Annotated in this window: 24 protein-coding genes; 18 read left to right on the plus strand and 6 right to left on the minus strand. The window is 46.3% G+C overall.

Annotated elements, in window-relative coordinates:
* Positions 1 to 210 precede the first annotated feature (210 nt).
* The 3 genes from L3V31_RS04485 (at position 211) to L3V31_RS04495 (ending at position 3,788) form a co-directional block, all read left to right on the plus strand.
* Complete coding sequence (locus L3V31_RS04485) at positions 211 to 1,752, plus strand: PAS domain-containing methyl-accepting chemotaxis protein (RefSeq protein ID WP_237314921.1); 1,542 nt, start codon at positions 211 to 213, stop codon at positions 1,750 to 1,752.
* A 574-nt stretch (positions 1,753 to 2,326) separates the two neighbouring features.
* The gene (locus tag L3V31_RS04490) at positions 2,327 to 3,205 is read left to right on the plus strand and encodes a DMT family transporter (protein WP_237314922.1); all 879 of its coding nucleotides are present in this window, start codon (positions 2,327 to 2,329) and stop codon (positions 3,203 to 3,205) included.
* A 37-nt stretch (positions 3,206 to 3,242) separates the two neighbouring features.
* On the plus strand, positions 3,243 to 3,788 hold the full coding sequence (locus L3V31_RS04495) for a DUF2301 domain-containing membrane protein (RefSeq protein WP_237314923.1): 546 nt from the start codon (positions 3,243 to 3,245) through the stop codon (positions 3,786 to 3,788).
* Positions 3,789 to 3,816: 28 nt separating this feature from the next.
* On the opposite strand, the gene L3V31_RS04500 is transcribed toward L3V31_RS04495, so the two are convergent.
* From L3V31_RS04500 to L3V31_RS04520, 5 genes are read right to left on the minus strand one after another with little or no spacing between them, the layout of a single operon-like run.
* Positions 3,817 to 4,719, minus strand: coding sequence for a hydroxymethylglutaryl-CoA lyase (locus L3V31_RS04500; RefSeq protein WP_237314924.1), 903 nt, complete (start codon positions 4,717 to 4,719; stop codon positions 3,817 to 3,819).
* Positions 4,716 to 5,561 carry an enoyl-CoA hydratase-related protein gene (locus tag L3V31_RS04505; RefSeq protein ID WP_237314925.1) on the minus strand — a complete coding sequence of 282 codons (846 nt, stop codon included), beginning with the start codon at positions 5,559 to 5,561 and terminating at the stop codon, positions 4,716 to 4,718. Before L3V31_RS04505 ends, L3V31_RS04500 begins: the two co-directional genes overlap by 4 nt.
* 42 nt (positions 5,562 to 5,603) lie before the next feature.
* A complete protein-coding gene (locus L3V31_RS04510; RefSeq protein WP_237314926.1) occupies positions 5,604 to 7,208 on the minus strand; it encodes a carboxyl transferase domain-containing protein in 1,605 nt (534 codons plus the stop codon).
* 25 nt (positions 7,209 to 7,233) lie between these two features.
* Positions 7,234 to 8,403: an isovaleryl-CoA dehydrogenase gene (locus tag L3V31_RS04515; protein ID WP_237314927.1), complete on the minus strand. Its 1,170-nt coding sequence runs from the start codon at positions 8,401 to 8,403 to the stop codon at positions 7,234 to 7,236.
* 27 nt (positions 8,404 to 8,430) lie between these two features.
* Positions 8,431 to 8,820: a MerR family DNA-binding transcriptional regulator gene (locus L3V31_RS04520; RefSeq protein WP_237314928.1), complete on the minus strand. Its 390-nt coding sequence runs from the start codon at positions 8,818 to 8,820 to the stop codon at positions 8,431 to 8,433.
* A gap of 270 nt (positions 8,821 to 9,090) precedes the next feature.
* Between L3V31_RS04520 and L3V31_RS04525 the strand changes: the two genes are divergently transcribed.
* From L3V31_RS04525 to cyoE, 12 genes are all read left to right on the plus strand, one after another.
* Entirely contained in the window at positions 9,091 to 10,302 is a 1,212-nt protein-coding gene (locus L3V31_RS04525) for a thiolase family protein (RefSeq protein ID WP_237314929.1), read from the plus strand.
* 32 nt (positions 10,303 to 10,334) lie between these two features.
* On the plus strand, positions 10,335 to 11,828 hold the full coding sequence (locus L3V31_RS04530) for a CoA-acylating methylmalonate-semialdehyde dehydrogenase (RefSeq protein ID WP_237315006.1): 1,494 nt from the start codon (positions 10,335 to 10,337) through the stop codon (positions 11,826 to 11,828).
* Positions 11,829 to 11,848: 20 nt separating this feature from the next.
* On the plus strand, positions 11,849 to 13,003 hold the full coding sequence (locus L3V31_RS04535; protein ID WP_237314930.1) for an acyl-CoA dehydrogenase family protein: 1,155 nt from the start codon (positions 11,849 to 11,851) through the stop codon (positions 13,001 to 13,003).
* A 40-nt stretch (positions 13,004 to 13,043) separates the two neighbouring features.
* Positions 13,044 to 13,829 carry an enoyl-CoA hydratase gene (locus L3V31_RS04540; protein ID WP_237314931.1) on the plus strand — a complete coding sequence of 262 codons (786 nt, stop codon included), beginning with the start codon at positions 13,044 to 13,046 and terminating at the stop codon, positions 13,827 to 13,829.
* A gap of 8 nt (positions 13,830 to 13,837) precedes the next feature.
* A complete protein-coding gene (locus tag L3V31_RS04545) occupies positions 13,838 to 14,983 on the plus strand; it encodes an enoyl-CoA hydratase/isomerase family protein (protein ID WP_237314932.1) in 1,146 nt (381 codons plus the stop codon).
* A gap of 29 nt (positions 14,984 to 15,012) precedes the next feature.
* Positions 15,013 to 15,915 (plus strand): 3-hydroxyisobutyrate dehydrogenase, encoded by a 903-nt coding sequence (mmsB, locus tag L3V31_RS04550; RefSeq protein WP_237314933.1) that lies wholly within the window; start codon positions 15,013 to 15,015, stop codon positions 15,913 to 15,915.
* A 201-nt stretch (positions 15,916 to 16,116) separates the two neighbouring features.
* Entirely contained in the window at positions 16,117 to 16,875 is a 759-nt protein-coding gene (locus L3V31_RS04555) for an SDR family oxidoreductase (RefSeq protein WP_237314934.1), read from the plus strand.
* A 583-nt stretch (positions 16,876 to 17,458) separates the two neighbouring features.
* Entirely contained in the window at positions 17,459 to 18,340 is an 882-nt protein-coding gene (gene cyoA, locus L3V31_RS04560) for a ubiquinol oxidase subunit II (RefSeq protein WP_237314935.1), read from the plus strand.
* 5 nt (positions 18,341 to 18,345) lie between these two features.
* A complete protein-coding gene (gene cyoB, locus L3V31_RS04565; protein ID WP_237314936.1) occupies positions 18,346 to 20,394 on the plus strand; it encodes a cytochrome o ubiquinol oxidase subunit I in 2,049 nt (682 codons plus the stop codon).
* Positions 20,384 to 20,998 carry a cytochrome o ubiquinol oxidase subunit III gene (gene cyoC, locus L3V31_RS04570; RefSeq protein ID WP_237314937.1) on the plus strand — a complete coding sequence of 205 codons (615 nt, stop codon included), beginning with the start codon at positions 20,384 to 20,386 and terminating at the stop codon, positions 20,996 to 20,998. The genes cyoB and cyoC overlap by 11 nt, the downstream gene beginning before the upstream one ends.
* Positions 20,998 to 21,309, plus strand: coding sequence for a cytochrome o ubiquinol oxidase subunit IV (gene cyoD, locus L3V31_RS04575; protein WP_237314938.1), 312 nt, complete (start codon positions 20,998 to 21,000; stop codon positions 21,307 to 21,309). Before cyoC ends, cyoD begins: the two co-directional genes overlap by 1 nt.
* 8 nt (positions 21,310 to 21,317) lie before the next feature.
* Complete coding sequence (gene cyoE / locus L3V31_RS04580) at positions 21,318 to 22,190, plus strand: heme o synthase (RefSeq protein ID WP_237314939.1); 873 nt, start codon at positions 21,318 to 21,320, stop codon at positions 22,188 to 22,190.
* Between the two features lie 257 nt (positions 22,191 to 22,447).
* On the opposite strand, the gene L3V31_RS04585 is transcribed toward cyoE, so the two are convergent.
* The gene (locus L3V31_RS04585; RefSeq protein WP_237314940.1) at positions 22,448 to 23,338 is read right to left on the minus strand and encodes a LysR family transcriptional regulator; all 891 of its coding nucleotides are present in this window, start codon (positions 23,336 to 23,338) and stop codon (positions 22,448 to 22,450) included.
* A gap of 155 nt (positions 23,339 to 23,493) precedes the next feature.
* On the opposite strand from L3V31_RS04585, the gene L3V31_RS04590 reads away from it, so the two are divergent.
* The 3 genes from L3V31_RS04590 to L3V31_RS04600 all read left to right on the plus strand — a co-directional run bounded on the left by L3V31_RS04590 (position 23,494) and on the right by L3V31_RS04600 (position 26,487).
* Positions 23,494 to 23,892: a RidA family protein gene (locus L3V31_RS04590; RefSeq protein ID WP_237314941.1), complete on the plus strand. Its 399-nt coding sequence runs from the start codon at positions 23,494 to 23,496 to the stop codon at positions 23,890 to 23,892.
* Positions 23,893 to 23,967: 75 nt separating this feature from the next.
* A complete protein-coding gene (locus tag L3V31_RS04595) occupies positions 23,968 to 25,428 on the plus strand; it encodes an aldehyde dehydrogenase family protein (protein ID WP_237314942.1) in 1,461 nt (486 codons plus the stop codon).
* 69 nt (positions 25,429 to 25,497) lie between these two features.
* Positions 25,498 to 26,487 (plus strand): membrane dipeptidase, encoded by a 990-nt coding sequence (locus tag L3V31_RS04600; protein WP_237314943.1) that lies wholly within the window; start codon positions 25,498 to 25,500, stop codon positions 26,485 to 26,487.
* Positions 26,488 to 26,585 lie beyond the last annotated feature (98 nt).

Below are 26,585 nucleotides of genomic sequence, written 5' to 3' on the forward strand. Positions count from 1 at the left end.
TCTTTGACATTTCATTTAATTTAGATATTTTTAATCCGTCTCTACTGATATAAGAAACTCAATCTTACACTTCAAAGTTAAATGTTATTTATCTAGGAAAAATAAGTAAATTTTAAAATTTCATTTCATGATTTTAATGTCAGAAATATGTTTGTTTTGTGTTAATTGTTGGATAATATATATTTTTTCTATATTAAAGGATGTTGATTAATGGAATATGATTACCCTTCAAATTATAACTTAGTTTCTATTACAGACCCTTCGAGTTATATCACCTATGCCAGTGCGCATTTTAATGAAGTGGCTGGTTTTGAAGATGGTGAACTGATAGGGAAACCACATAACGTGGTCCGTCATCCTGATATGCCAAAGCAAGCGTTTAAAGACATGTGGTCTCATCTACAAGCTGGAAAGCACTGGATGGGCATGGTCAAAAACCAGCGGAAAAACGGGGGGTATTATTGGGTGAATGCCTTTGCATCACCTATCAAATTCAATGGAGAAACTGTTGAATATCAATCTGTTCGTTTTAAGCCTGAGCGCGCGTACGTGAATCGAGCAGAAAAAGCTTATAAGAAGCTTCGAAATAATCGTAAGCCTTTGCAGCTCTACCTCCCACGTACTAGGCTCTGGATGAGATCAGCGTTATTCATCGTCCTATCAAGTTTTATTGGTCACTTACTCGTAAACTTGGGTCTAGCTCCATGGCTTGCATTTGGTAGTGTTGCTCTACTGTCTACGTTTGCTATTTACCTTCTCACCAGACCATTAGAGAAATTAGCGAAGGAGTCAAGACAAGACTTTGATAATCCATTAATGGAGTATATTTACTGTGGGAAAGTGAATGATATCGCTGAAATCGAACTCGGAATGAAAGTGAGAAAACAGTTTGCTAGCGCGTTATTAGGACGAGTTGGGGTGTCTGTAAGAGATTCATGTGATGAAACTCGAGACAACGCTGATAAAGCGGCAGAAAATAGCTCTCGTGTAACCAACAATTTAAGCGCGCAAAAATCAGAAATAGACTCAGTAGCGACAGCAGTCAATGAGATGCAAGCTTCCTCTGCGGAGATATCGAATAATGCACATGGTACTGCGGATGCGACACTTAAAGCGCAAAATACAATGACAGATAGCCGCCAGGTGATAGATAACGTTAACCGTTCAGTATTAGAGTTAGTTGATGAGTTAGGAGAAATATCTAAAGTTGTCGTGTCGTTAAAGCATCAAACGGACCAAATTGGTACTGTTGTACAAGTCATCAATGATATTGCTGAACAGACAAACTTACTCGCTCTCAATGCAGCGATAGAAGCAGCAAGAGCTGGAGATAAAGGTCGAGGGTTTGCAGTCGTTGCGGACGAAGTTAGAACGCTCGCTCAACGGACTCAGATGTCGACTACTGAGATTAAGTCAGCGATTGAAAGTATTCAAAATGGTAGCAACTCAGCTGTTTCTGCACTGGATAAGGGAAATGAGAAATCTATTAATACAGTGTCATTACTCAATAATGCACTTGATAGTATTCAGCAGCTTGAAACCCTGATACAAGATGTCGTCGAACGAAACCAGCAAATTGCAGTTGCGATCGAACAGCAGGTACACGTTACGGACGAGGTTAATGAAAATATTCAGTCACTTAACTTGAGCTACAACGAATCGTATCAACTAATGCTTGATACGAATGACGTTAATAAGAAAGTTCAAGAATGTACGAATGGGCTATCTCATATGATACAGAAGTTTTCTTAGCTTCTGGATTACTACGCTAGGTAACCAGTAATAGTTCCGTGGTTCTATCGGTACTATTAATTTAGTTCTACTCATGTAGGTCCTTCAGACCGATATTGGATGCCCTCATAGGGTTGATCGCTCAGAAGGACCCTTAAATGTATTGATAATCAACGCTCTTATTTTTGATTATATTGGGGAAAGCTTCCGAGTGACCTCGTGTAACGGTTGCACGTATGGTTCTCAGGAGAGGAGCACTTGATAATAGGAGTCGCCTTTCCGCCAGCTCCGAGCTGGCAGAACTGTCTGGTGTGACGAATGTTCAGTTCAATCGCACGCTCTATCTAATAACGTTTTACTATTCAAATGTGAGTGATGTTTCCTCGCCAGATACGCAATGTGATCTGGCGCAGATTAACGCTTTTGAAATTGTTGGTTTCATGTATAGTATCTGTGTTTCGCAAACGTCAGCATGCTCCATTCTTAATTCATTTCTTGCCTGTATTTGTGATGCTTAGACAATAACCCTCATCGATTTTATCGACATAAAAAGCTCGTCTGTTGAGCTCGTTACCGAGTATTTTTGTGAGTAATTATGCTTAACTCAGAACATAAAGCGACCATCATTCTTATCGCTACTACCATGATTGCGGCACTTGGTTGGATTTTCTCTAAAGAGACCATACAAGGCTTACCACCTTTTGGCTTTATCGGTTCGCGATTTACTATCGCAGCGCTTTGTTTGCTGCCTCTGTGTTACCGACCACTTCTGTCAGCGAAGATAAGTGATGTGCTGTCAGCAAGTGGTGTAGGTTTACTGTTAGGTAGTGCGGTAATGACGTGGATCTACGCGATTTCGATCAGCGATACGTTAGGAGAGGGTGCGTTCATCATGAGCCTGTCAATGTTGTTTGTTCCTATTGTTGCTTGGGTTATGTTTCGCCAGAGGCCACAGCGTATATTTTGGATCTCATTGCCAATCGCGGTTATCGGTTTAGCCTTTCTTTCTCTGGCAGACGGGTGGCAGCAGTCTGCGAGTCAATTTTGGTTTCTTGGCGCGGCGCTTTTGTTGGCATTACACTTTAATGTAAACAGTAAGTACTCGCAGAAGCTACCAGTGTTATTGTTGACTTGTTTACAGCTATTCTCTGCGGGCTGTCTTGGTTTAGTGGTTTCCTATTTTATGGAGTCACTTCCTAGCGAAGTAGATACATCAATTTGGTGGTGGTTTGCACTCAGTACCTTGCTTGCGACCAGCTTACGCTATGTGATGCAAACCATGGGGCAGAAGTTTGTGCAGGCGGGTAATGCCGCATTGATTATGATTTTAGAGCCGGTATGGACGGTGGTGTTGAGTATTCTTTGGTATGGTGAAGTATTGACGACCAACAAACTCATTGGCTGTATGCTCATTCTATTTTCTCTCGTTATTTATCGAACCGGCGGCAGATTTCGTTTTCCAAAACGTATTTAACTTTGGCTTAGTGCATTCGCGGCGAGGGTAATGGCTTATGGCTGATATCGACCATCAAGAAACGTTAGATTTTTTAGATAAGGTGAGTGTTTGTCTGTATCGAGCGGGTATCAGCCTATTTGCTGTTTCACTTGTCGGTTTTTCTCTCCTTACTTGGTTCAGCGACTTAGATAGCCACTACCGCAGTGTATTGGTCTTTATTGGAATCGCGGCAGCGTTTTCAGCCGCTAATATTCATGTTTACAGTAAGACGGTACGCTTAGCCATAAGTTGGTCGAGCTGGATTGGTTTAGTGCTCATGTTAAGTGATCATGACCTGAGCCGAGTATGGCTGTCGCTAGGGTTTGTTTTTGTAACGTTCTCAGGCATCGCGCTCAAAGAGTCATACTGCTTCAAAGTTCCAGGATTAAAACTCGTCCCGTTACTTCTCTTTGTCGTTACCTTTGTGCTTTGCTTTGACCATTTGTTTATTGCTTCCGTCGGGATGTTATTAGCGGGTCTCATCATGGGCTATTTATCAATAGCCAAATGGAGAATGCCACTGCATTTTGATATCGGTAATAAAGCCAAGTACGAAGTGTAGCCAGAAGATAAACTGCAATTAAGAGCGATTACTCATAGCGATGACGTAACGCCAATGAAACCTTCGATGTTGGTTGACGCTGTAACTCATCGCTGATCATCCATCCTGCTTTGGCTAGCAGTTCTAAATCAACGCCAGTTTCAATTCCCAGCCCCTGACAAAGATAAAGAACATCTTCAGTCGCAACATTACCTGACGCACCATGAGCGTAAGGGCACCCACCGAGACCCGCCACACTACTATCAATGGTATTGATGCCCATCATCAGTGCCTGATAAATATTAGCCAGTGCTTGTCCCCACGTATCGTGAAAATGGACGGCTAATTGCTGATGTGGTGCTTTGGCAATGACCGCTTCCAGCATGTCGCTGACGCGGAGAGGAGTGCCAGTTCCTATCGTGTCACCGAGTGATACCTCATAGCAGCCCATGTTGATGAGACTTTTGGCGACACTTGCCACTTGGCTTGGGTGGGTTGCTCCGTCATAAGGACAGTCGATCACGCATGACAGATAGCCTCTTACAGGAACACCGTGTTTAGCCGCTTGTTCCATTACTGGTTCAAATCGAGTCAGACTTTCTGTAATCGAACAATTAATATTGTGCTGGCAGAATCCTTCCGAAGCGGAAGTAAAAATAGCGACTTGATTAGCGCCAGAATCTAACGCGTTCTCAAAGCCTCTTAAGTTTGGGGTAAGTGCAGAGTAAATGACATCTCCACGACGAGTAATTGCCTGCATCACCTCTTTGGAGTCGGCCATCTGTGGCACCCACTTGGGTGAAACGAAAGACCCGGCTTCGATATGAGTTAAACCGGTATCTGACAACAAGTTGATCAGTCTGACTTTGGAGTTTGTCGAGACGGGTGACTCGTTTTGCAACCCATCTCGTGCACCCACCTCGACGATCTTTACCTTTGAGGGCAGTTTCATTTTTCCTCCGGTCTCTTAGTCGGTATCCATTTCGGGGGGCGTTTTTCGAGAAATGCTTGTAAGCCATCTTGCCCTTGTGGCGACACACGTATATCGGCAATTAACCTGCTCGTATATTGAATAAGATGAGAATCGATCGGGTTTTGATGACATTGGTGGCACAGTGTTTTTGCTTGGCGCATAGCATCAGGGCTGTTTACAAGCAGTGTCTCAATCAGCTCATTAAGTGTACTGTCAATTTCGTTCGCTTCCCTAACTTCATGAACGATACCGAAGCGTTCTGCGTCATCTGACGATATAACTTCACCGCTTAATATGTAGCGGCGAGCCTGTCGGTTACCCATTGACCGCATGACGTAGGGAGCTATCGTCGCTGGAACCAGTCCCAGTTTTACTTCACTTAAACAAAAATTGGCGCATTTGCTCGCGATAGCAATGTCACTACAACAAATTAACCCCAAAGCGCCGCCAAATGCTGAACCTTGAACAACGGCGATGGTTGGTTGTGGGAAAGCGTCCAGAGTCTCCATTAAACGTGCTAGGTTTTGCGCATCGATGAGGTTCTCCTTGCGTGTACTGTCTGCCATGGATTTCATCCAATTTAAATCGGCACCAGAAGAAAAATGCTCACCGTTACTACGCAGAACTAGACACCGAACGTCGTTTCTCAATGCGAGGTAATCGAGCCGATGTATCAGCAGATCGATCATACAGGCGTCGAAAGCGTTGTGTTTCTTTGTCCTGTTAAGTGTGATGGTTGCGACGCCATATCGGTCAACTTGCCAAAGCACATTATCTTGCCTTTTAGCGTTTGGAATAATGCTCGGTTGTAGTTCGTGCATATGTGTTTCCTTTCGATCTATCCCAAATTTACATTCTGCTTTTTACATACGAAAAATACCAAACTCGCTGTCTTGAATTGGTGCGTTGAGTACGGCATTAAGCGCCTGAGCCAAGACTTGGCGAGTGTCTTTCGGGTCAATAATTCCGTCATCCCACAATCTTGCGCTGGCGTAGTATGGATGTCCCTGTGTCTCATACAAGTCTATGATCGATTTTCGAAATGTGTGCTCTTCTTGTTCTGACCAGTTTTCACCGTGGCGTTCTTTGATGTCTTTACGAACCTGAGTTAATACGCCAGCCGCTTGTTCTCCGCCCATTACAGAAATGCGTGCATTTGGCCACATCCACATCATAGTCGGATCATAAGCTCTGCCGCACATGCCGTAATTCCCTGCGCCATAAGAGCCCCCGATGATGATGGTAAATTTAGGAACTTCCGCGCACGCAACCGCCATAACCAGCTTAGCACCGTGTTTGGCGATGCCTTCTTCCTCTACCTTTTTGCCGACCATAAAACCGGTGATATTTTGTAAAAAGAGCAGGGGAGTTTTGCGTTTGGCGCACAGCTCGATAAAGTGCGCGCCTTTTTGTGAAGAGTCAGAAAATAGAATGCCATTGTTGGCGACAATCCCGATCAAGTGCCCCTCTATTCGTGCAAATCCGCAAACGAGTGTTTTGCCGTACAGTGCCTTAAACTCATCAAAGTCAGAGTCATCAACAATGCGCGCAATGACTTCTCTTACATCAAACGACAAGCGAAGATTAGCATTGACGATGCCGTACAATTCTTCTGCGTTGTATCGGGGAGGTGAGATGGAGTGCTCCGTTTTTCGCACTTTGGGTTGATTCGCGTTGGCAATCGCCTCGCGCGCGAGCATCAACGCATGTTCATCGTTCTCTGCATAGTAATCCGCCACTCCTGATTTTCGGCAGTGGACATCGGCGCCACCGAGCTCTTCCCCTGTGACGACTTCTCCAGTCGCGGCTTTTACCAGAGGTGGTCCAGCGAGAAATATCATGCCTTGCTCTTTAACCATGATGGACACGTCTGCCATGGCGGGTACGTATGCCCCGCCAGCGGTGCACAGCCCCATAACCACGGCTATTTGAGGTATGCCTTTGGCTGACATTCGAGCTTGGTTGAAGAAAATACGCCCGAAGTGGTCTTTGTCAGGAAAGACTTCAGCCTGATGAGGGAGATTGGCACCGCCAGAGTCGACTAAGTAGACGCAGGGAAGGCGACAACGCTGAGCGATCTCTTGCGCTCGCAAGTGTTTTTTTACCGTTAGAGGGTAGTATGTGCCGCCTTTTACCGAAGGATCATTCGCGATCACCATGCATTGAACGCCATTAATCGTCCCAATTCCAGCTACAACACCAGCGCATGGAATGGGCTCATCATATACCTCCCAAGCGGCAAATTGGCCGATTTCAAGAAACTCACTCTCATCGTCGAGTAGTCTAGCTATACGTGCTCGAACGGGGAGCTTTCCTTTGTTTTTTTGATGTAATATCGCTTTCTCACCTCCACCTTGCTTGATGATTTCGCTGTCAGCGAGCAGCTTGTCCACCAACTTTTCCATTGCGGCTTTGTTGGAAAGAAACAGCTCTTCAGTTGGCTTGGTTTTACTTTTTATGATGGCCATAGAGACTTCCTTTTCAAGCTGGTGATTAACGTGATTCCTCGAATAGCTCTCGTCCTATTAGCATTCGACGAATTTCAGAGGTACCCGCGCCGATCTCATACAACTTGGCGTCGCGTAGTAGCCGTCCGGTTGCGTATTCATTAACGTAGCCATTACCACCAAGCAGTTGAATGGCATCAAGTGAAATTTGAGTTGCGAGCTCAGCGCTGTATAAGATGACACCTGCTGCGTCTTTACGAGTGCATTCACCCCGGTCACAGGCCGAAGCGACGGTGTAGACATAGGCTTTCGCGGCACTCATACGCGAGTACATGTCGGCAAGCTTACCCTGAACCAATTGAAACTCACCGATCGATTTACCGAACTGCTTACGTTCGTGAACGTAGGGCACCACGATATCCATACACGCTTGCATGATCCCTAACGGCCCGCCAGCGAGGACCACACGCTCATAATCAAGGCCACTCATCAGGACTTCGACACCTCGGTTTATTTCACCGAGAACGTTTTTTTTAGGGACCACACAATTGGTAAATACAAGCTCGCAAGTGTTGGAGCCGCGCATGCCCAACTTATCAAGCTTCTGTGCGTCACCAAAACCTTCAAACACGCGCTCGATGATAAATGCAGTGATTCCTCTCGAACCCGCACTAGGATCGGTTTTCGCGTAGACCACCAACACGTCGGCATCCGGACCATTGGTCACCCACATTTTATTGCCGTTAAGCACAAAGTGATCGCCTTTGTCTTCAGCTTTGAGCTGCATGCTGACCACATCGGAACCGGAGTTTGGTTCACTCATCGCGAGTGCGCCGATATGAGATCCGTCGATTAATTTAGGTAGATATTGTTTTTGTTGATCTGCGGTGCCATTTCGGAAAATTTGATTAACGCAAAGGTTGGAATGCGCACCATAGCTAAGCCCCACAGAGGCAGAAGCACGACTGACTTCCTCCATGGCAATGACATGCGCAAGATAGCCCATTCCTGCACCGCCACATTCTTCGTCTACCGTAACGCCGAGCAATCCCATTTCACCAAACAGCGGCCATAAATAGTCGGGGAATTGATTATTATGATCGATATGCGCCGCGATCGGAGCAATATGCTCAGTAGCAAAGGCGTTAACATGGTCCCGGAGCATATCAATGGTTTCGCCGAGACCAAAATTGAGTGGGGTGTAAGCGGATTTCATAACATTTCCCCTGTAGCAGGATTAAAGTCAGGGATGCGTGGATATTTTATTGTGTTTCTGCAACGTCTGTAAGCAACGTTCTTTGGCGGCGTTTAGCTCACCCATCACAACTCCGATGTCATTCATCTGTTGTTGCAACACCGCTTGTTTTTCTTCGATGATATTGAGCATTTTAAGCAGCTGCTCATCGGTTTGTTGAAGATCATAAAGTTCAAAGAGCTCTCGAATTTCTGCGAGTGAGAAGCCAAGTCGTTTCCCTCTTAATATTAATTTTAAACGGATTTTGTCTCTGCGCTGATAGACACGCATATTGCCTTTGCGCTCAGGCTCTATCAGGCCGACATCTTCATAAAACCGTATGCTTCGAGTCGTAATATCGAACTCTTTCGCAAGCTCACTAATTTTGTATTTTTCCATCACACACTTACCTCAAATTACTTACCTCGAATAAAAAGAGCTTCTCGAAGTCGGACCCTGTGGTGAAAGGTCGGAGGAAATTTATTCTTTTATCAACTTGTTTCTTTACCTCACTGTAAAGGCTAGTGCTATGCTTACGTAAACGTCAAGAAATCACAGTACGAAAGATTTGTCGTTGGATTTGAAACTTAAGCTGGTTTGAAAGTTTTTGATAGCGACTGTGATGGGAAAAATCGTACGCTGTGATACACCGTTTAAGGATGGGGAATCATGGAAAATGACATCTGGATTGTCAGTGCGAAAAGAACGCCAATCGGACGCTTTCAGGGAAAACTCCAAACATACTCTGCTCCAGCATTAGGCGCTATCGCGATTAAAAGTGCGCTCCAGCAAGCGGCGCTAACTTCAGTGGATGAGGTGTTTATGGGCTGCGTGTTGCCGGCCGGCTGCGGTCAGGCACCAGCACGGCAAGCCGCTCTCGAAGCCGAGTTGCCGCTTTCTACTGGCTGCACCACTATCAACAAGGTGTGTGGCTCCGGGATGAAGAGCGTGATGCTAGCACACGACCTGATTAAAGCAGGCACCATCCGCACCGCTGTCGCTGGTGGTATGGAGAGCATGACTAACGCACCTTATCTTATGAAAGAGGCGAGAAGTGGCATGCGGATGGGGCATCAGTCAGTTTATGATCATATGTTTCTTGACGGATTAGAGGATGCCTACGAAGGACTGTTGATGGGCGTGTATGCTCAGCAAATCGCCGACAGACTTCACTTCAGCCGTGAAAAAATGGACGAGTGGGCAACCATGTCAGCTACGCGTGCTCTAGACGCGCAAGAGCAAGGGATGTTCGCGGAGGAAATCTCGCCGATAGAAGTTCGTAGTAAGTTGTCGTCTGTACGGTTTGATTATGATGAACACCCGCGTTCGATTAACTTTGAAAAAATTGCCCGGCTGAAGCCGGCGTTTGATATCCATGGCTCTGTCACGGCCGCTAATTCTAGCGCAATTTCAGATGGCGCAGCCGCACTTGTGCTGATGGATGAGGAAACTGCGCAGCATCATCATCTCTCACCACTGGCCATTATAAGAGGCCACACTACGCACGCCAGAGACCCGGCAGAATTTACTCTCGCACCTGTTTATGCGATCGAGCAATTGTTATCAAAGCTCGACTGGACGATAGAAGACATCGATCTATGGGAAATTAATGAAGCCTTTGCGGTTGTCACGCAAATCGCTATCGCTGAACTGGGACTCGAACCTGATAAAGTCAACATTAAAGGTGGGGCGTGTGCACTTGGACATCCTATCGGTGCAAGTGGCGCACGGATACTGGTGACGTTGACTCACAGCTTGCGTCAGCTACAGGCATTAGGGGTGGATGGCGATTCAGGCAATAAAAAAGTCATGCGAGGGATTGCCGCAATCTGTATCGGTGGTGGAGAAGCAACAGCGATTGGTATCGAGGTACCACTTTAATTCCAGCAATGTCAGTAAAGGAGTAGTCAATGATGACTCGTTTGGTCCCCTTATTTATTGGTGGTGAATTTCGTGAATCTCAAACAGCAGATTGGATAGAAGTCACCAACCCTGCCACTAACGAAGTGATTGCGTACGTTCCGTGCTCAACGAATGAAGAGTTACATGCTGCAATCGACAGTGCCAAGGCGACATTCCAAACTTGGAAAGAAGTGGCGGTCTCAGAGCGCGCGCGATTAATGCTTCGCTATCAACACTTGTTAAAAGAGCATCACGAAGAAATTGCCGTACTGCTTTCTCATGAAACGGGTAAGATTTTAGCCGACGCCAAAGGAGACGTTTGGCGCGGAATTGAAGTGGTTGAGCAAGCAGCAAATATTGCCAGCAACCTTATGGGTGAAACGGTCGAAAACGTCGCGACTGATATTGACAGTTACTCACTGACTCAACCTTTGGGTGTGTGTTGCGGGATCACCCCGTTTAACTTTCCTGCCATGATCCCGTTATGGATGTTTCCAGTCGCCATTGCGAGTGGCAACACATTCGTTCTCAAGCCTTCAGAGCAGGTACCTTTAACGTCGATTCGTCTTGCTGAATTGTTTGAAGAAGCAGGCGCACCAAAAGGCGTCTTGCAGATTGTTCATGGCCGCAAGGAACAAGTGGACTTTCTACTCACGCACAACGATATTCGCGCGATTTCTTTTGTCGGCTCAGTTCCGGTGGCTCAAGATATTTATACGACAGGGACAAAACACTTTAAGCGCGTCCAAGCTTTCGCTGGAGCGAAAAACCATATGGTGATCATGCCGGATGCGAACAAAGAGCAAGTGGTGAGCAATTTAGTCGGCTCTTCAGTGGGAGCCGCGGGTCAGCGTTGTATGGCAATCTCAGTGGCGGTGTTTGTTGGTGACTCTAAAGAGTGGATTACCGAACTAAAACAGGAGATGGAGAAAGTACACCCAGGTGCTTGGGATGATGAGGATGCTGACTATGGCCCACTGATCAGCGAGCAGGCAAAACAACGCGTATTAGGTTTGATTGAGTTAGGTAAACAACAAGGCGCGGTGTGTGTGCTGGATGGCAGTCAATGTGAAGTAGAGGGTTTCCCCGACGGGAACTGGGTTGGACCGACATTATTCCGAGGAGTGTCGACAGACATGTCGGTTTACACTCAAGAGATCTTTGGTCCTGTCTTAGTTTGTATGGAAGTGGATACCCTGCAAGAAGCCATTGAGTTGGTTAATCGCAATCCTTATGGCAACGGCACGTCAATTTTCACAGCGAGTGGCGCGGCGGCGCGAAAATATCAACACGAAATTCTGGTGGGGCAAGTCGGTATCAATGTGCCGATTCCGGTGCCATTGCCATTTTTCTCCTTCACAGGTTGGCGAGGGAGTTTTTATGGCGACCTTCATGCTTATGGTAAACAGGCGGTGCGTTTCTACACCGAAACTAAAACGGTGACGTCACGTTGGTTTGACGATGATATTCCAACCGGACCTAATCTCACCATCCACTTGCGTTAAACCGATAGCAAGGAGCTTTTATGGACTTTGAACTCAACGAAGATCAACGTGCATTTTCCGATACCGCTCAACAGTTTGCCGAGGAGCGGCTCGCTCCAATGGCAGCGGAATGGGACGAAAAACAGATCTTCCCAAAAGAGGTTTTGCGAGAAGCGGGCGAGTTAGGATTTTTGAGCCTTTACACACCGGAAGAGCAAGGCGGATTGGGCCTGAGCCGTTTAGACTCGTCGATCATTTTTGAACAATTATCCATGGGCTGTACTTCGACAACGGCGTTTATGACCATCCACAATATGGTGAGTTGGATGATAGCCAGTTTTGCCAGTAACGTGGTTAAAGCGCAGTTTTGTCCCAAATTAGTGACGGGGGAGTGGCTAGGATCTTATTGTTTAACAGAGCCAAATGCGGGGTCTGATGCGGCTTCACTGACCACTTCCGCCACGAAAAAAGGCAATCAATACATTCTCAATGGCAGCAAAACGTTTATTTCTGGAGCTGGCGATACTGATGTGTTGATCGTTATGGCCCGAACCGGAGAGCAAGGAGCGAAAGGTGTTTCCGCTTTTGTGGTTGAGGCAAATGCGAAAGGCATCAGCTATGGGCGTAAAGAGCCGAAAATGGGGTGGAACAGTCAACCGACTCGTGCCGTCACATTCGAAAATGTCACCGTTCCAGCCACTCATTTATTGGGTGAAGAAGGACAAGGCTTCGTCTTTGCGATGAAAGGGTTAGACGGCGGGCGAATTAATATCGCAACCTGCTCTGTCGGGACGGCGCAACAGGCTCTTAACCACGCAACTCAATATATGCAGGAACGTAAGCAGTTCGGCAAAACGTTAGCGCAATTTCAGGCGTTGCAGTTTAAATTAGCGGACATGGCAACAGAGCTGGTTGCAGCAAGACAACTAGTTCGTTACGCCGCAAGTAAACTCGATAACGGTGACCCAAACGCAACCACCTATTGTGCCATGGCAAAACGTTTTGCAACGGATGTCGGGTTTCAAGTCTGTGACCAAGCCTTACAGCTTTACGGTGGTTATGGCTACATCAAAGAATACCCGATGGAACGTTATTTCCGCGACGTTCGTGTGCATCAGATCCTTGAAGGCACCAACGAGATCATGAGTTTGATCATCGCACGCCGTTTGTTGTCGGCAGAATCATCATTACTGTAAATCTGCATTCGAACAATTTCATCAGGAAAGGATTCGAACTATGTCATCACCTCAAGACGCTATTCAACACACTATTAATGATCATATCGCTGTGATTACGATGAACAACCCGCCTGCAAATACCTGGACGGCGGACAGTCTCAACGCGTTAAAAACCCTCGTCCTTGAGCTGAACCAAAATAAAGACGTGTATGCGCTCGTCATAACAGGGAATGGAGAGAAGTTTTTTTCAGCAGGCGCAGACCTCAAACTTTTTGCTGACGGAGACAAAGCGGTGGCACTCGGTATGGCTCGAGCGTTTGGGGAAGCGTTTGAAACCCTCTCTGATTTTCGTGGGGTTTCCATAGCCGCAATAAACGGCTATGCCATGGGTGGAGGGCTAGAAGTCGCGTTGGCGTGTGATCTCCGAGTAGTGGAAGAACAAGCGGTGCTGGCATTACCAGAAGCAAAAGTGGGTCTGCTGCCATGTGCAGGTGGAACGCAGAACCTAACGGCTTTAGTTGGTGAAGGCTGGGCTAAGCGTATGATTCTTTGTGGTGAACAACTCAGCGCAACTCAAGCAAACGAACTAGGCTTAGCAGAGGAGCTTGTGCCAAAAGGCGAAGCACTAACCAAAGCGATGGCGTTGGCATTGTCGGTGGCAAATCAGTCGCCATCCTCTGTGGCGGCATGCAAATTACTGATTCAAAACATGCGCTCAGCACCATTAAAGCATGGACTTATCAAAGAGCGAGAGCTGTTCCTTAATCTCTTTGATACCGAAGATCAAACGGAAGGTGTACGTGCCTTTCTTGAGAAACGCGAGCCTAAATGGAAAAACCAATAGGAGGCCAAATGGCAGGAAAGGTAACGATCACTGAATTGGAGTGTACAGACGCTATTCATCGAATTGGCGTTGCGACGTTAGACAATGTGTCATCATTAAATGCGCTTACCTACGACATGTTAGTTCAACTCCATGATCAGTTGCTGAAATGGAAAGATGATCCCCATTTGGTGTGTGTGATTCTTAGCGGGGCCGGAGAAAAAGCCTTTTGTGCGGGTGGTGATGTCAGGGCTATCTACCAGGTCATGCATGACGAAGGGAAAGACACCACTGCCGAGTTTTGTACCCGCTACTTTACGTTGGAGTATGAGTGTGACTATCTCATCCACACTTATAACAAGCCTATCATAGCTTGGGGCGAAGGCATTGTGATGGGCGGTGGCATGGGGCTTTTTATGGGAGCAAGCCATAGAGTGGTCACACCCACATCGCGTCTCTCCATGCCAGAAATTAATATTGGGCTTTATCCCGATGTGGGAGCGACTTGGTTCTTAAGCCAAATCGATCCGGAGGTCGGCTTGTTTCTTGGATTAACCGGGGCGTTAGTCAATTCGAGTGACGCTGTCACAATTGGCTTTGCGGATTGGTTGTTATTGGAAGAGCATTATCCAACCCTTTTGCAAGAGCTTCAGAGCTTACCGTGGGGAAGCAATAACGCGAAAGAACTGGTGAATGCACTGTTAGCGTTAATGGAAGAAAGTGTCATCGACAGCAAACCAATCACACAAATTTGTCCATGTCTGGAGCAAATCAAACAAGCATGTAAAGGATTTGACCTGAACCTTATTGCCCAGCGAGTGATGGCCATGGATAACATTAATCCGTGGCTAGAGGATGCGAAACAAACGTTTGCTGCTGGTAGCCCTATCACGGCGCATATTTGCTTCAGGCAAGTCAAAGAGTTTCATAGTTTACCACTTGCAGACTGCTTCCGGTTGGAACTCACACTCTCTGTCCGTTGTGCCTTGTTAGGTGAGTTTAAAGAAGGTGTACGCGCCAGGCTGATCGATCGCGATGGCGAACCAAATTGGATGTTTAACAGTGTGACTGAAGTTGATGAGGATCTTGTTGATACGCTCTTTACCTCGTTGTGGGCAAAAGATGAACATCCTCTGGCAGAGTTAGGGTCTGTTGAGCTACCAGACGAAAGATAAACAGACCGCATAAACGAAGGAGATTTATCATGAGTACCATTGCATTCATAGGCTTAGGCAATATGGGCAGCCCGATGGCGCAAAACCTGTTAGCGTCGGGATTCAATGTACAAGTGTTTGATTTGGACACCAAGGCTGCGAAAGCGTTAGAACCGTTTGGCGCTATCGTTGCCAGTTCATTACAAGAAGTGGTGGATGGGGCTGGTACTGTAATCACTATGTTACCAGCAGCATCACAGGTGAGAAGTGCTTACCTTGGCGACTTACACGGCGGTGTTGGGGTACTCAACCTAGCGGCTCCAAATACCTTGTTAATCGATTGTTCTACTATTGACCCTGATTCAGCACGACTGGTCGCGAATGAGGCTGCAAACAAACAATTCTTATTTGTTGATTCACCAGTATCAGGTGGTGTAGCAGGGGCAAAAGCAGCGACCTTGACGTTTATTGTTGGTGGCTCAGATGAAGCATTCTCAAAAGCCAACGCTATTTTGCAATACATGGGCAGAAATGTGTTCCATGCAGGTAAAGCCGGCGATGGTCAGATGGCGAAGATCTGTAACAACCTCATGTTGGGTATTTTGATGTCGGGAACGTGCGAAGCGCTTAATCTTGGGATTGACCATGGACTCGACCCTAAGGTGTTGTCGAATATCATGCTGCAAAGCTCTGGACGTAACTGGGCGTTAGAGCTCTATAACCCTTGTCCCGGTGTGATGGAAAGTGCGCCGGCAAGTCATCAGTATCAACCAGGCTTTATGAGCAAGTTAATGCTGAAAGATTTGGGCTTAGGGCTGGATGCCGCATTGCAAACGCATTCCTCTGTTCCTATGGGGTCGCTCGCTCGTAATTTGTATGCGTTTCATAACTCAAGCGGCTATGGGGAGCTCGATTTCTCAAGTTTGTTTGAGTTCTATAAAAATAAAAAATAAGTGTCATTCACAAATGTGAGAGATTCATTTTCTCGCTCGTTCTTCGCGGTAGGGAATGACGATGTTTGATAATCGAGTACCATTTATGTCACTCGTCATTCCGGCAAAGCCCGAACGGACATATTACCGATAGAGACTTTTTGCATTTGCGACACCGTTGTTACGCTTCGTAGAAAAGTTATAAAACGTTGGAGTATCGTCATGGATATAAGAAACAGTGTTATCGCTATTACTGGCGCGGGGCAGGGGCTCGGACAGATGACGGCGATTGTTCTTGCTCGTGCGGGAGCCGACTTGGCTCTGCTTGATATCAATGAAACTGGTTTGCAAGATACTCAACAGCAATGCCAAATGTTAAGTGCTAAAGCGCTCACTTACCAATTAGATGTCACCAATGAACAGGAAGTTGAACATACGTTTAGTGATATTGTTCAAGACTTTGGTCGGCTTAACGGGCTCGTTAATAATGCAGGCGTGTTAAGGGATGGCTTATTGGTCAAAATGAAAGATGGCGCTATCTCCAAGATGTCGTTGGAACAGTTCAATCAAGTCATGAAGGTAAACGTAACAGGTACTTTCCTCTGTGGTCGAGAGGCTGCAGTGAAGATGATAGAAACTGAATCTAGTGGTGTGATCATCAACATATCAAGTGTTTCGCGAGCGGGAAACATCGGTCAAACCAATTATTCTGCGTCCAAAGCTGCCGTTGCAACCATGGCGACAACCTGGTCACGCGAGTTAGCCAAATATGGTATCCGCGCTGCGGCAATTGCACCGGGTGTCGTACACACCCCAATGGCTGGGAATATGAAACCGGAAGTGATAGAACGTCTGGAAAAAATGATCCCAATCGGAAGAATGGCAAAGGCGGAAGAAATCGCTCAGTCAGTAAAGTACATCCTTGAAAACGAGTACTTTACTGGGAGAGTGTTAGAAATCGATGGCGGCCTTCGTATGTAACCCAAATAATAACGTTTAGGTTTATAACTGACTTATTTTAAGCGGCCTTATCGTACGACTTTGAGTATTGTTGAGCGTGTATTGAATAATTAATAAATTATCTGAATGTTATGTTTATTAGATAATCTACAAGCAAATACCATGTAAAAAATGTGTGAAATTATTAAGTTGATCTATATCACATTTTGTAGCCTGATTTTTAGTGATTCTGATGTCAACTTTGAGTGACCAAATCGTCAATCGCCAATGCTTATTACTTCTATTTAAGCCACATCCCTTCAGGCGTAAAGGCTTCCAATTCCTATCTAAGCTTCTTAGCCAACAACGCTTTTTCTTAACGTTTTGTTGATTAATGAAATGTTAGTTTCCAGATCTGCCTCGTGAGCTTTAACTTCTAAATCCTCATAATGCGGCCGAATGTAACATTGTATTTCAAAGTGTAACAATAAACTCACACTGTTTGTGGGGCTTTATTGCGTTTTGACGTCCAATGTCGCATACGCTCAACACATAAACATTCTAATGACTATAACAACTGGTTCTAAGCGTTTACTTAGAAACCAGACAACCATCGAGAAAGTTAATGGAAGCCTCAAGATACAAACGCATCTTATCGAGAGGGAGTCTGGCGTCCGTCATACTTTTGCTCTCAGGATGTAATTCTGCTTTGCTTGACCCCAAAGGTGCTATCGGTGTCCAGGAAAAAGAGCTGATCATCACTGCTCTTTTGCTGATGTTGATCGTCGTGATCCCCGTGATTTTAATGACGATTTACTTCGCCTACCGATACCGAGCAAGTAACACTCATGAAGAGTACGCCCCTGAGTGGTCGCACTCGACCAAAATCGAAGTGGTGGTATGGACTATTCCAATCATCATTATTGCGATTCTAGCCGCTATCACATGGCGTTCTACTCACGAACTGGAACCGTCTAAGCCTCTGGAAAGTGACGTAAAACCAATGACGATAGAGGTCATTGCGCTAGATTGGAAATGGCTATTCATCTATCCGGAAGAAAATATTGCGACGGTTAACTACGTAGCATTTCCTAAAGATGTTCCTGTCCAGTTCAAACTGACGTCTGACAACATCATGAACGCGTTCTTCATTCCTCGTTTAGGTACTCAGATTTACGCCATGCCAGGCATGGTAACCAAGCTAAATTTGATTGCTAACCACGAAGGTGACTTCAAGGGCTTTGCGTCGAACTTCAGTGGGGAAGGCTTCTCACAAATGAAGTTCACTGCATCAGCTATGCCTGATCGCGCTGCATTCCTGAATTGGGTGCAGAAAGTTAAAGCGAGTCCAGACCACATTGAAGACTGGGTACAGTACAGCACGCTAGCTGAACCTAGTATCGCTGAGCCGGTTACCTTGTTCTCAAGTGTACCTCCGTTCCTGTTCAGCAACGTCGTGACTCAGCATCCTGGTTCTATGAACTGTTTGCCTGAAAACCAAGGATAATCGCAATGTTTGGAAGATTAACTCTGGATTCAATTCCATTCCATGAACCTATTATCGTCATTACCCTAGCGGTAGTGGCTTTAGTCGGTTTAGCTGTGGCTTACGCGGTAACTAAAGCTGGAAAGTGGCAGTATTTGTGGAATGAGTGGTTTACATCGGTAGACCACAAAAAACTAGGCTTTATGTACATCGCGGTTGCGATGGTAATGCTAATTCGTGGTTTCGCTGACGCGGTAATGATGCGTAGTCAGCAGCTACTTTCGTCTGCGGGTGAAGCGGGTTACCTGCCACCAGAACACTATGACCAGATCTTTACCGCCCATGGCGTGATCATGATTTTCTTCGTCGCAATGCCATTGGTTATTGGTCTGATGAACATCATCGTTCCGCTGCAAATTGGCGCGCGTGATGTGGCTTTCCCGTACCTGAACAACCTAAGTTTCTGGCTGTTTATTGTCGGTGTTATCCTGACGAACATGTCGCTAGGTCTTGGTGAGTTTGGCCGTACAGGTTGGTTGGCTTATCCGCCATTGTCTGGTATTGAAGCAAGTCCGGGAGTTGGCGTTGATTACTGGATTTGGGCGCTGCAGATCTCGGGTGTTGGTACGACGCTAACGGGTGTGAACTTCTTCGCAACAATCCTGCGCATGCGTACGCCTTCAATGCCAATGATGAAAATGCCTGTTTTCACTTGGGCATCTCTGTGTGCAAACATCCTAATCATCATTTCATTCCCAATCCTGACGGTTACTATCGCGCTACTCACGCTGGATAGATACCTGGGCATGCACTTCTTTACCAATGATCTTGGCGGCAACGTAATGATGTACGTCAACCTGATTTGGGCTTGGGGCCATCCAGAAGTGTACATTCTGATCCTGCCGATTTTCGGTGTGTTCTCAGAAGTAACGGCGACATTCTCTCGCAAGAAGCTATTTGGTTACACCTCGCTGGTATGGGCGACGATTGTAATTACAATTCTCGCTTTCGTTGTCTGGCTACACCACTTCTTCACTATGGGTTCTGGTGCGAACGTCAATGCTTTCTTTGGTATCGCCACGATGATCATTTCTATCCCGACCGGGGTTAAGATCTTCAACTGGCTATTCACCATGTACAAAGGGCGTATTCGCTTTACAACACCTATGCTGTGGACGGTTGGCTTCCTGATCACCTTTACCGTTGGTGGTATGACGGGCGTGTTGATGGCGGTACCGGGCGCGGACTTCGTTCTGCATAACTCAGTATTCCTGATTGCACACTTCCACAACGTAATTATCGGTGGTGTGGTATTTGGTTGTTTCGCAGCGATCACTTACTGGTTCCCGAAAGCGACAGGTTTCACTATGAACGAAGCTTGGGGTAAACGTGCGTTCTACCTTTGGATCATTGGTTTCTTGATGGCGTTCCTACCGCTATACGCGTTGGGCTTTATGGGTATGACCCGTCGTCTCAGCCAGGAGATCAACCCAGAATACTTTCCATTATTGGCGGTTGCTGCCGCTGGTACAGTCGTCATTGCTCTGGGCGTATTGTCTCAATTCATCCAAATTTACGTCAGTATTCGTGACCGCGAGCAAAACCGCGATCTTACTGGTGATCCGTGGGATGGCCGTACTCTTGAGTGGGCAACGTCTTCACCACCACCGTTCTACAACTTTGCACACCTTCCAAAAGGTGATGTGCTGGATTCATTCTGGTACGAGAAACAAAGTGGTGAGTTTGACCCGACTAAAGACGTGGAAAGGGAAGTGGAATACGAGCGTATTCACATGCCTAAGAACACGCCAACAGGCATCTACGTGTCAGCTTGGTCACTGCTATTCGGCTTTGGCATGATTTGGTACATCTGGTGGTTGGCTGGCTTGAGTCTGGTAGCTATCGTCGTAACTTGTATCAAACACAGTTATAACGAAGACGTGGATTATTACGTTGAAGTTGAAGAAATCAAAGCGATTGAAGCAGCACGACGTGCTCAGCTTGAAGAAGCGAAGAAAGGTTCAGTGAAAGATAACGAAAGCAAAGATGATCTGGAGGTGACGTATGCAAACTAATGTCGCTGCTCATCATGACCATGATCACCACCACGATGCCCACCATGATACGAATGGCAACAAGCTGTTTGGTTTCTGGGTTTACCTGATGAGTGACTGTGTACTGTTCGCAACTCTGTTTGCCACATACGCAGTACTATCTAGCAACTCGATAGCAGGCCCAACAGGTAAAGACATTTTCGAATTGCCTTTCGTGTTCGTTGAAACCATGTTGCTGCTATTCAGTAGTATCACGTTTGGTTTTGGCATGATTGCGATGAAACGTAATGATGTTGCTGGTCTTAAACGCTGGCTGCAAATTACTTTTGTGCTGGGTCTGGGCTTCATCTGCATGGAAGTTTACGAGTTCCATCACTTGATTTCTGAAGGTTACGGCCCTCAGGAAAGTGCGTTTCTTTCTGCGTTCTTTACATTGGTAGGTACGCACGGCTTGCACGTGTCATTTGGTCTGATTTGGTTGGCAGTGGCTTATCACCAACTGTCGACTAAAGGCCTGAACGACAACATGGCGATGCGTTTTAACTGCTTGAGCCTGTTCTGGCACTTCCTGGATATTGTTTGGATCTGTGTCTTTACCATCGTTTACTTACTGGGGGTAATGTAATGGGACAACATATTGAAACAAGTGCGTCTGATTACGTTAAAGGCTTTGTTGCGTCGCTTATTCTAACGGTGATTCCATTCTACTTTGTTTGGACGCAATCTCTGCCAGAGACTACGACATACGCGGTTCTGTTTGGCTGTGCATTGGTTCAGATCTTTGTGCACTTCAAATACTTCTTGCATATGGAAGCAAAGACCGATGATGGTCGCTGGAATCTGGTTTCACTGATGTTTACTGCCATTGTTGTGCTTATTCTGATCGCCGGTTCGATCTGGATTATCTACAACATGAACGTCAACATGAAGTTGTAGGCTAAGGTATGCTGAAAAGTTATTTGTCTATCACCAAACCGGGCATTATTTTCGGCAACCTGATTTCTGTTGCGGCGGGTTTTTTCCTTGCCGCAAAAACAGAACCTGCTAGCCTGACGTTGTTTCTGACAACGTTGGCTGGTGTGGGGCTTGTGATTGCTTCAGGTTGTGTAGTGAACAATATTTTTGACCGCGATATCGATCAAAAGATGGCGCGTACTCAGAACAGAGAGCTAGCGAAAGGTAACATCAATATTGACGTCGCGTTTGTCTATGCTTTAGCAATGTTACTGGTGGGAACGGCATTGCTGTTTCAATTAGTGAATCCGCTTTCGGCGGTCGTGGTGCTGCTAGGTTACGTTTACTACGTGTTCTTTTATACAATGTGGTACAAACGCAACTCGGTATATGGCACCTTGGTCGGAAGTATTTCTGGTGCTGTTCCGCCATTAGTTGGTTATCTGGCAGTGACAAACTTCATTAGCTTAGAAGCGATACTGTTGTTCACTATGTTCTGCCTTTGGCAAATGCCGCACTCGTACGCAATTGCCATGTTCCGCATGCAAGACTATCGAGAAGCGGGGATTCCTGTTCTGCCTGTTAAAGAGGGTATCCATAAAGCGCATCGTCATATGAAAGCTTACGTGGTGGCCTTTGGTGCAGTATCATTGGGACTCTTTTTACTCGGTGAAGCAGGGTATGAATACTTGGCTGTCGCAGCCGTTGTTTGCTTTATGTGGACAAAAGTGACTTTCCGCAGCATTGACGATGAAAACTACGTTGCTTGGTCGAAGTCGGTGTTCAAAGTCTCTTTGCTGGTGGTAATGGGAATCAGCGGTGTGCTTGGATTAGAGCTACTTCCGTTAGCGTTAGTTTATTGATGAGCTGCGTTTGCCTCAAGGCTTTGAGCAAAAGATGTTTGGTCTGCACCCATACCAAACACCAAATTCCTGACCTGTAATCGTTAGGTTTATATTACTCCGCGTAAAAAGCGTAATCTCAAAAGGAACAGCGACATAATATATCGCTGTTCCTTCTCCTTTCTCGTACGATCAAAAAGAAAGTAATCAACTGTAGGCTAACACATTGCAGCAGTGTAGGTTATCGCTTCCTCTCTAGTGGAAAAATCACGCTCAAGTTAGGCGTTTTCTCCTTGATAATTTAGATATTGAACGCATAGATCATGAAATGCTTTTGCTTGTGGAGAGATAGTGCGATCACTAAGCGTAAAGATGCCAATTTGTCTTTCTAAAGGTGGATCTATCATTGGAATCCACACCAATCTAGTTTCGTTAGTCGGAAAGGCTAGCTTTGGTAAAGTGGTTACGCCAATACCCAGCTCCAAGACTGAAAATAACGACGTGATATTTTCCACTGAATAAAGCGCTTGCTGACTTAATGCTCTTGCAGGGGTTGGATCGAGAAGCGTACAGGTACCGTTACGAATAAAAGGTTGTTCAAGTAAGGTTTGCCACTCTATTCCCTCAGGGTGATTTGCAACAGGGTTATCTTTTAAACACACCACACCAATTGGATCAGATAGCAGCGGCGTAAAGTCGATACCACCCTCATCGAGGTGAGATGGATTACCAAGCGCTAAGTCGACTTCACCAGAGAGTAGACGAGCCTCGACGCCCGCAGCGTTGTCATCGACTAAGCTCACTTCTACATTTGGATGCTGCTCGCAAAAGGCCGCCAACACGCTTGGAATGAGTTTCGCCGCCACAGAAGGAACACTCGCAATTCTCACTCTCCCTTGTTGTCCGGCAGCGGCGGCTTTTAGATCATTGTCTAGCGCACTATAGATATTGAGGAACTGAACCACTTTAGGCAAACAAATCTCACCAAAAGGCGTCAACTTGGTTTTGTTTCCGGGCTCAAACAGCGTTTGCCCCAGCATTTTCTCAAGCTCTTTTATCGATGTGGAGAGCGCCGCCTGAGAACGATTTGCACGATGTGAAGCGGCCCGAAATCCACCTTCCTCGACTACCATCACAAAATGCATTAATTGTTGAAGCTTGATACTCATCCCTAACGCCTCTCAATCCCTTTATTTACGCTATTCACAATAAAGTGATAAGTTTTATTTATCAAATGTAAAAAATTTACCGTTAGATTTATCGTATGTCAACGTGCATCATTTAACCATATTGAAACAAAGTTGTTACAAAGGTTGAAAGGCACGTGAATACTCCTACTAAAAAACACCCAGTAAAAACCAGTTTGTTTGCTTCTAAAGCGCCGCTTGAATGGGCGATTGTTAACAACGGAACCTTGTATACGGCACAAATTCCTATCGATGATAGGGGCGCGGTTGTTGAAGGTGGCATCGAAGCGCAAACACGCCAAACCTTTAACAATCTCATTCACACTCTAGAGTGCGCGGGCGAATCTTTGGATTCTGTGTTGCAGGTCTTGATTTACGTTACCGACAGAGAATACTTAAAAACCGTTAACCAAGTATACGCGGAATATTTTGATGCGCCGTATCCAAACCGCGCAGCCATGGTGGTTGCAGGGTTAGCGCGAGAAGAAATGTTGGTGGAGTTTGTCGTCTACGCGTCGGCAAGTCAGCCAGAATAAAACCACAACAAAAATAATTAGAGATCAGTGAGTTGGTGGCTTGCCATCAAAAATCGGAAGAACAAGGAAAGAACAATGACTTTTATTAACAATGTTCAAGCAGAAAAATCGCTCTACATCGCAGGTGAATGGCAATCGGGCATGGACACCATCGCCAATATTAACCCTTCTGATATCAGCGAAAATATTGGTGATTTCGCTCAAGCGAGCGTGTCGCAAGTAGAGCAAGCGATTCAAGCAGCAAAATCAGCGCAGCCAGAGTGGGAAAAAACGCCAATCGAGCGCAAACAAGCAGTGCTGCAAGCGATTGGTGATGAGCTCATTGCACGCTGTGATGAACTGGGTACCTTGCTTTCGCGTGAAGAAGGTAAGCCATTTGCTGAAGGTCGAGGTGAGATTTACCGCGCAGGTCAGTTCTTCCAATACTTTGCTGCCGAAGTTCTGCGTCAAATTGGCGATAACGCTGCTTCCGTCCGTCCAGGTGTCTCCGTTGAAGTTACTCGTGAAGCCGTCGGCGTTATCGCCATTATCTCTCCTTGGAACTTCCCGACGGCAACAGCGGCGTGGAAAATCGCGCCAGCGCTTGCGTTTGGCAACAGCGTAGTCTGGAAGCCAGCAAATTTAACCCCTGCGAGTGCTGTGGCGCTTGCTGAGATTATCCATCGTCAAGGTTTACCTGCAGGCACATTTAACCTCGTCCTAGGTAGCGGCTCGCAAGTGGGTAATACCCTTATCAACTCGAAAGATGTAAACGGCGTGAGCTTCACTGGCTCTGTCGATACAGGCCGTAAAGTCGCTGCAGCAACTGCGCCAAATTTTGTGCGTTGTCAGTTAGAAATGGGCAGTAAAAATGCGCTTGTGGTGGCGGATGATGCAGACATTCAAATTGCCGTAGAAGCAACAATCGCAGGCTCATTCTCTGGTGCAGGTCAAAAATGTACCGCGTCGTCTCGTCTCGTTGTTATGGATGGTATTCACGACGCGTATGTCGAAGCACTAATTAAACGAATGAGTGAGCTTAAAGTTGGTCACGCACTTGAGGATGGTGTGTTCATGGGCCCAGTGGTTGATGGTAACCAATTGAATGCAAACTTTGAATGGATTGAAAAAGCACGTCAAGCAGGCGCGGAACTGGCTTTTGGTGGCGAGCGCCTAAACCTAGAGCATGACGGCTACTACATGTCGCCAACGCTGTTCTTGAACACACAAAATAGCTGGGAAGTGAACCAAGAAGAAGTCTTTGCACCAATGGCGAGCGTGATTCGCGTTTCTGACCTGGATGAGGCGATTGCAGTGGCGAACGATACGCGTTTTGGCCTGACAGGCGGCATTATTACGCAAAGCCTACGCAACAGCGCGATCTTTAAGCAGCAAGTTCAAACGGGCTGCGTCATGGTTAACTTGCCAACCGCAGGTACAGATTATCACGTTCCGTTTGGTGGTCGTAAAGAGTCAAGCTTTGGTCCTCGTGAGCAAGGTCAGTACGCGAAAGAATTCTACACCGTGGTGAAAACCGCTTATCAGCGCCCTTACTAAGAAGAGCTGGGTAGCTGATGGCGTCAGCTACCCACACTGAAAGGCAAAGAAATTGTTTAAGGAGTGGTTATGTACCAACAACGGATTGTGATTGACGGATTGCAGTACTGCAATTGGGATCGAGAGTACTTCCAAACGCTTAAGGCGAGTGGCATTACTGCTGTTCATGCCACCATCGTCTACCACGAAACTGCGCGCGAAACCTTAACGCGTTTTGCTGAGTGGAACTTACGTTTCGAGCAAAATGCGGATCTCATCATGCCTATCTATTCAATGGCAGATGTAGAAAAAGCCAAAGTCGAGGGTAAAGTCGGCATCTTCTTCGGCGCGCAGAATTGCTCACCAATCGATGATGAAATTGGCCTTATCGAAGTGATGCGCCGCCAAGGTCTATTGATCATGCAACTGACCTACAACAACCAAAGCTTACTGGCGACAGGTTGTTACGAGCAACACGACTCCGGTGTTACTCGCTTTGGCAAGCAAGCGATTGAAGAGATGAACCGAGTTGGGATGATCATTGATATGTCCCACAGCGCCGAGCGTTCAACGCTGGAAGCTATCGACCTTTCTTCGCGTCCAATTTGTATCAGCCATGCCAACCCGACGTTTGCGCATGATGCGCTACGTAACAAATCAAACAACGTTATTAAAGCATTAACTGAACGCGGCGGCCTGATTGGCTTTAGCTTATACCCGTTCCATCTGCCAAATGGCAGCCAATGTACGTTGGATGATTTCTGCCAGATGGTCGCACAAACTGCAGATATGTTTGGCGTTGACCATTTAGGTATCGGTAGCGATTTATGCTTAAACCAACCGCAACAAGTGTTGGAGTGGATGCGTAATGGTCGTTGGTCAAAAGCGATGGATTACGGCGAAGGCTCAGCAAGTAACTCAGGCTGGCCAGATGCGCTGCCATGGTTCTGCGGCAGTGCAGGAATGGAGAACATCTATAACGGATTAATGCGTCATGGATTCAGTGAATCCGAAGCAGGAAAGATATTGGGTGAAAACTGGTTCAACTTCCTCAAAGAAGGATTAGAGCCTATTTCGTAGCATTTCCCCAAATTAGGAACCGCCTGCCAACATAATAACAATACGGCAGGCGTAAAACTCACATTTTGTAGCCAGTCTTTGGCTGCTGCAAAGAACCT

Source organism: Vibrio sp. J1-1, from assembly GCF_021728395.1.
In the GTDB taxonomy this organism is placed as follows: Bacteria; Pseudomonadota; Gammaproteobacteria; order Enterobacterales; family Vibrionaceae; genus Vibrio.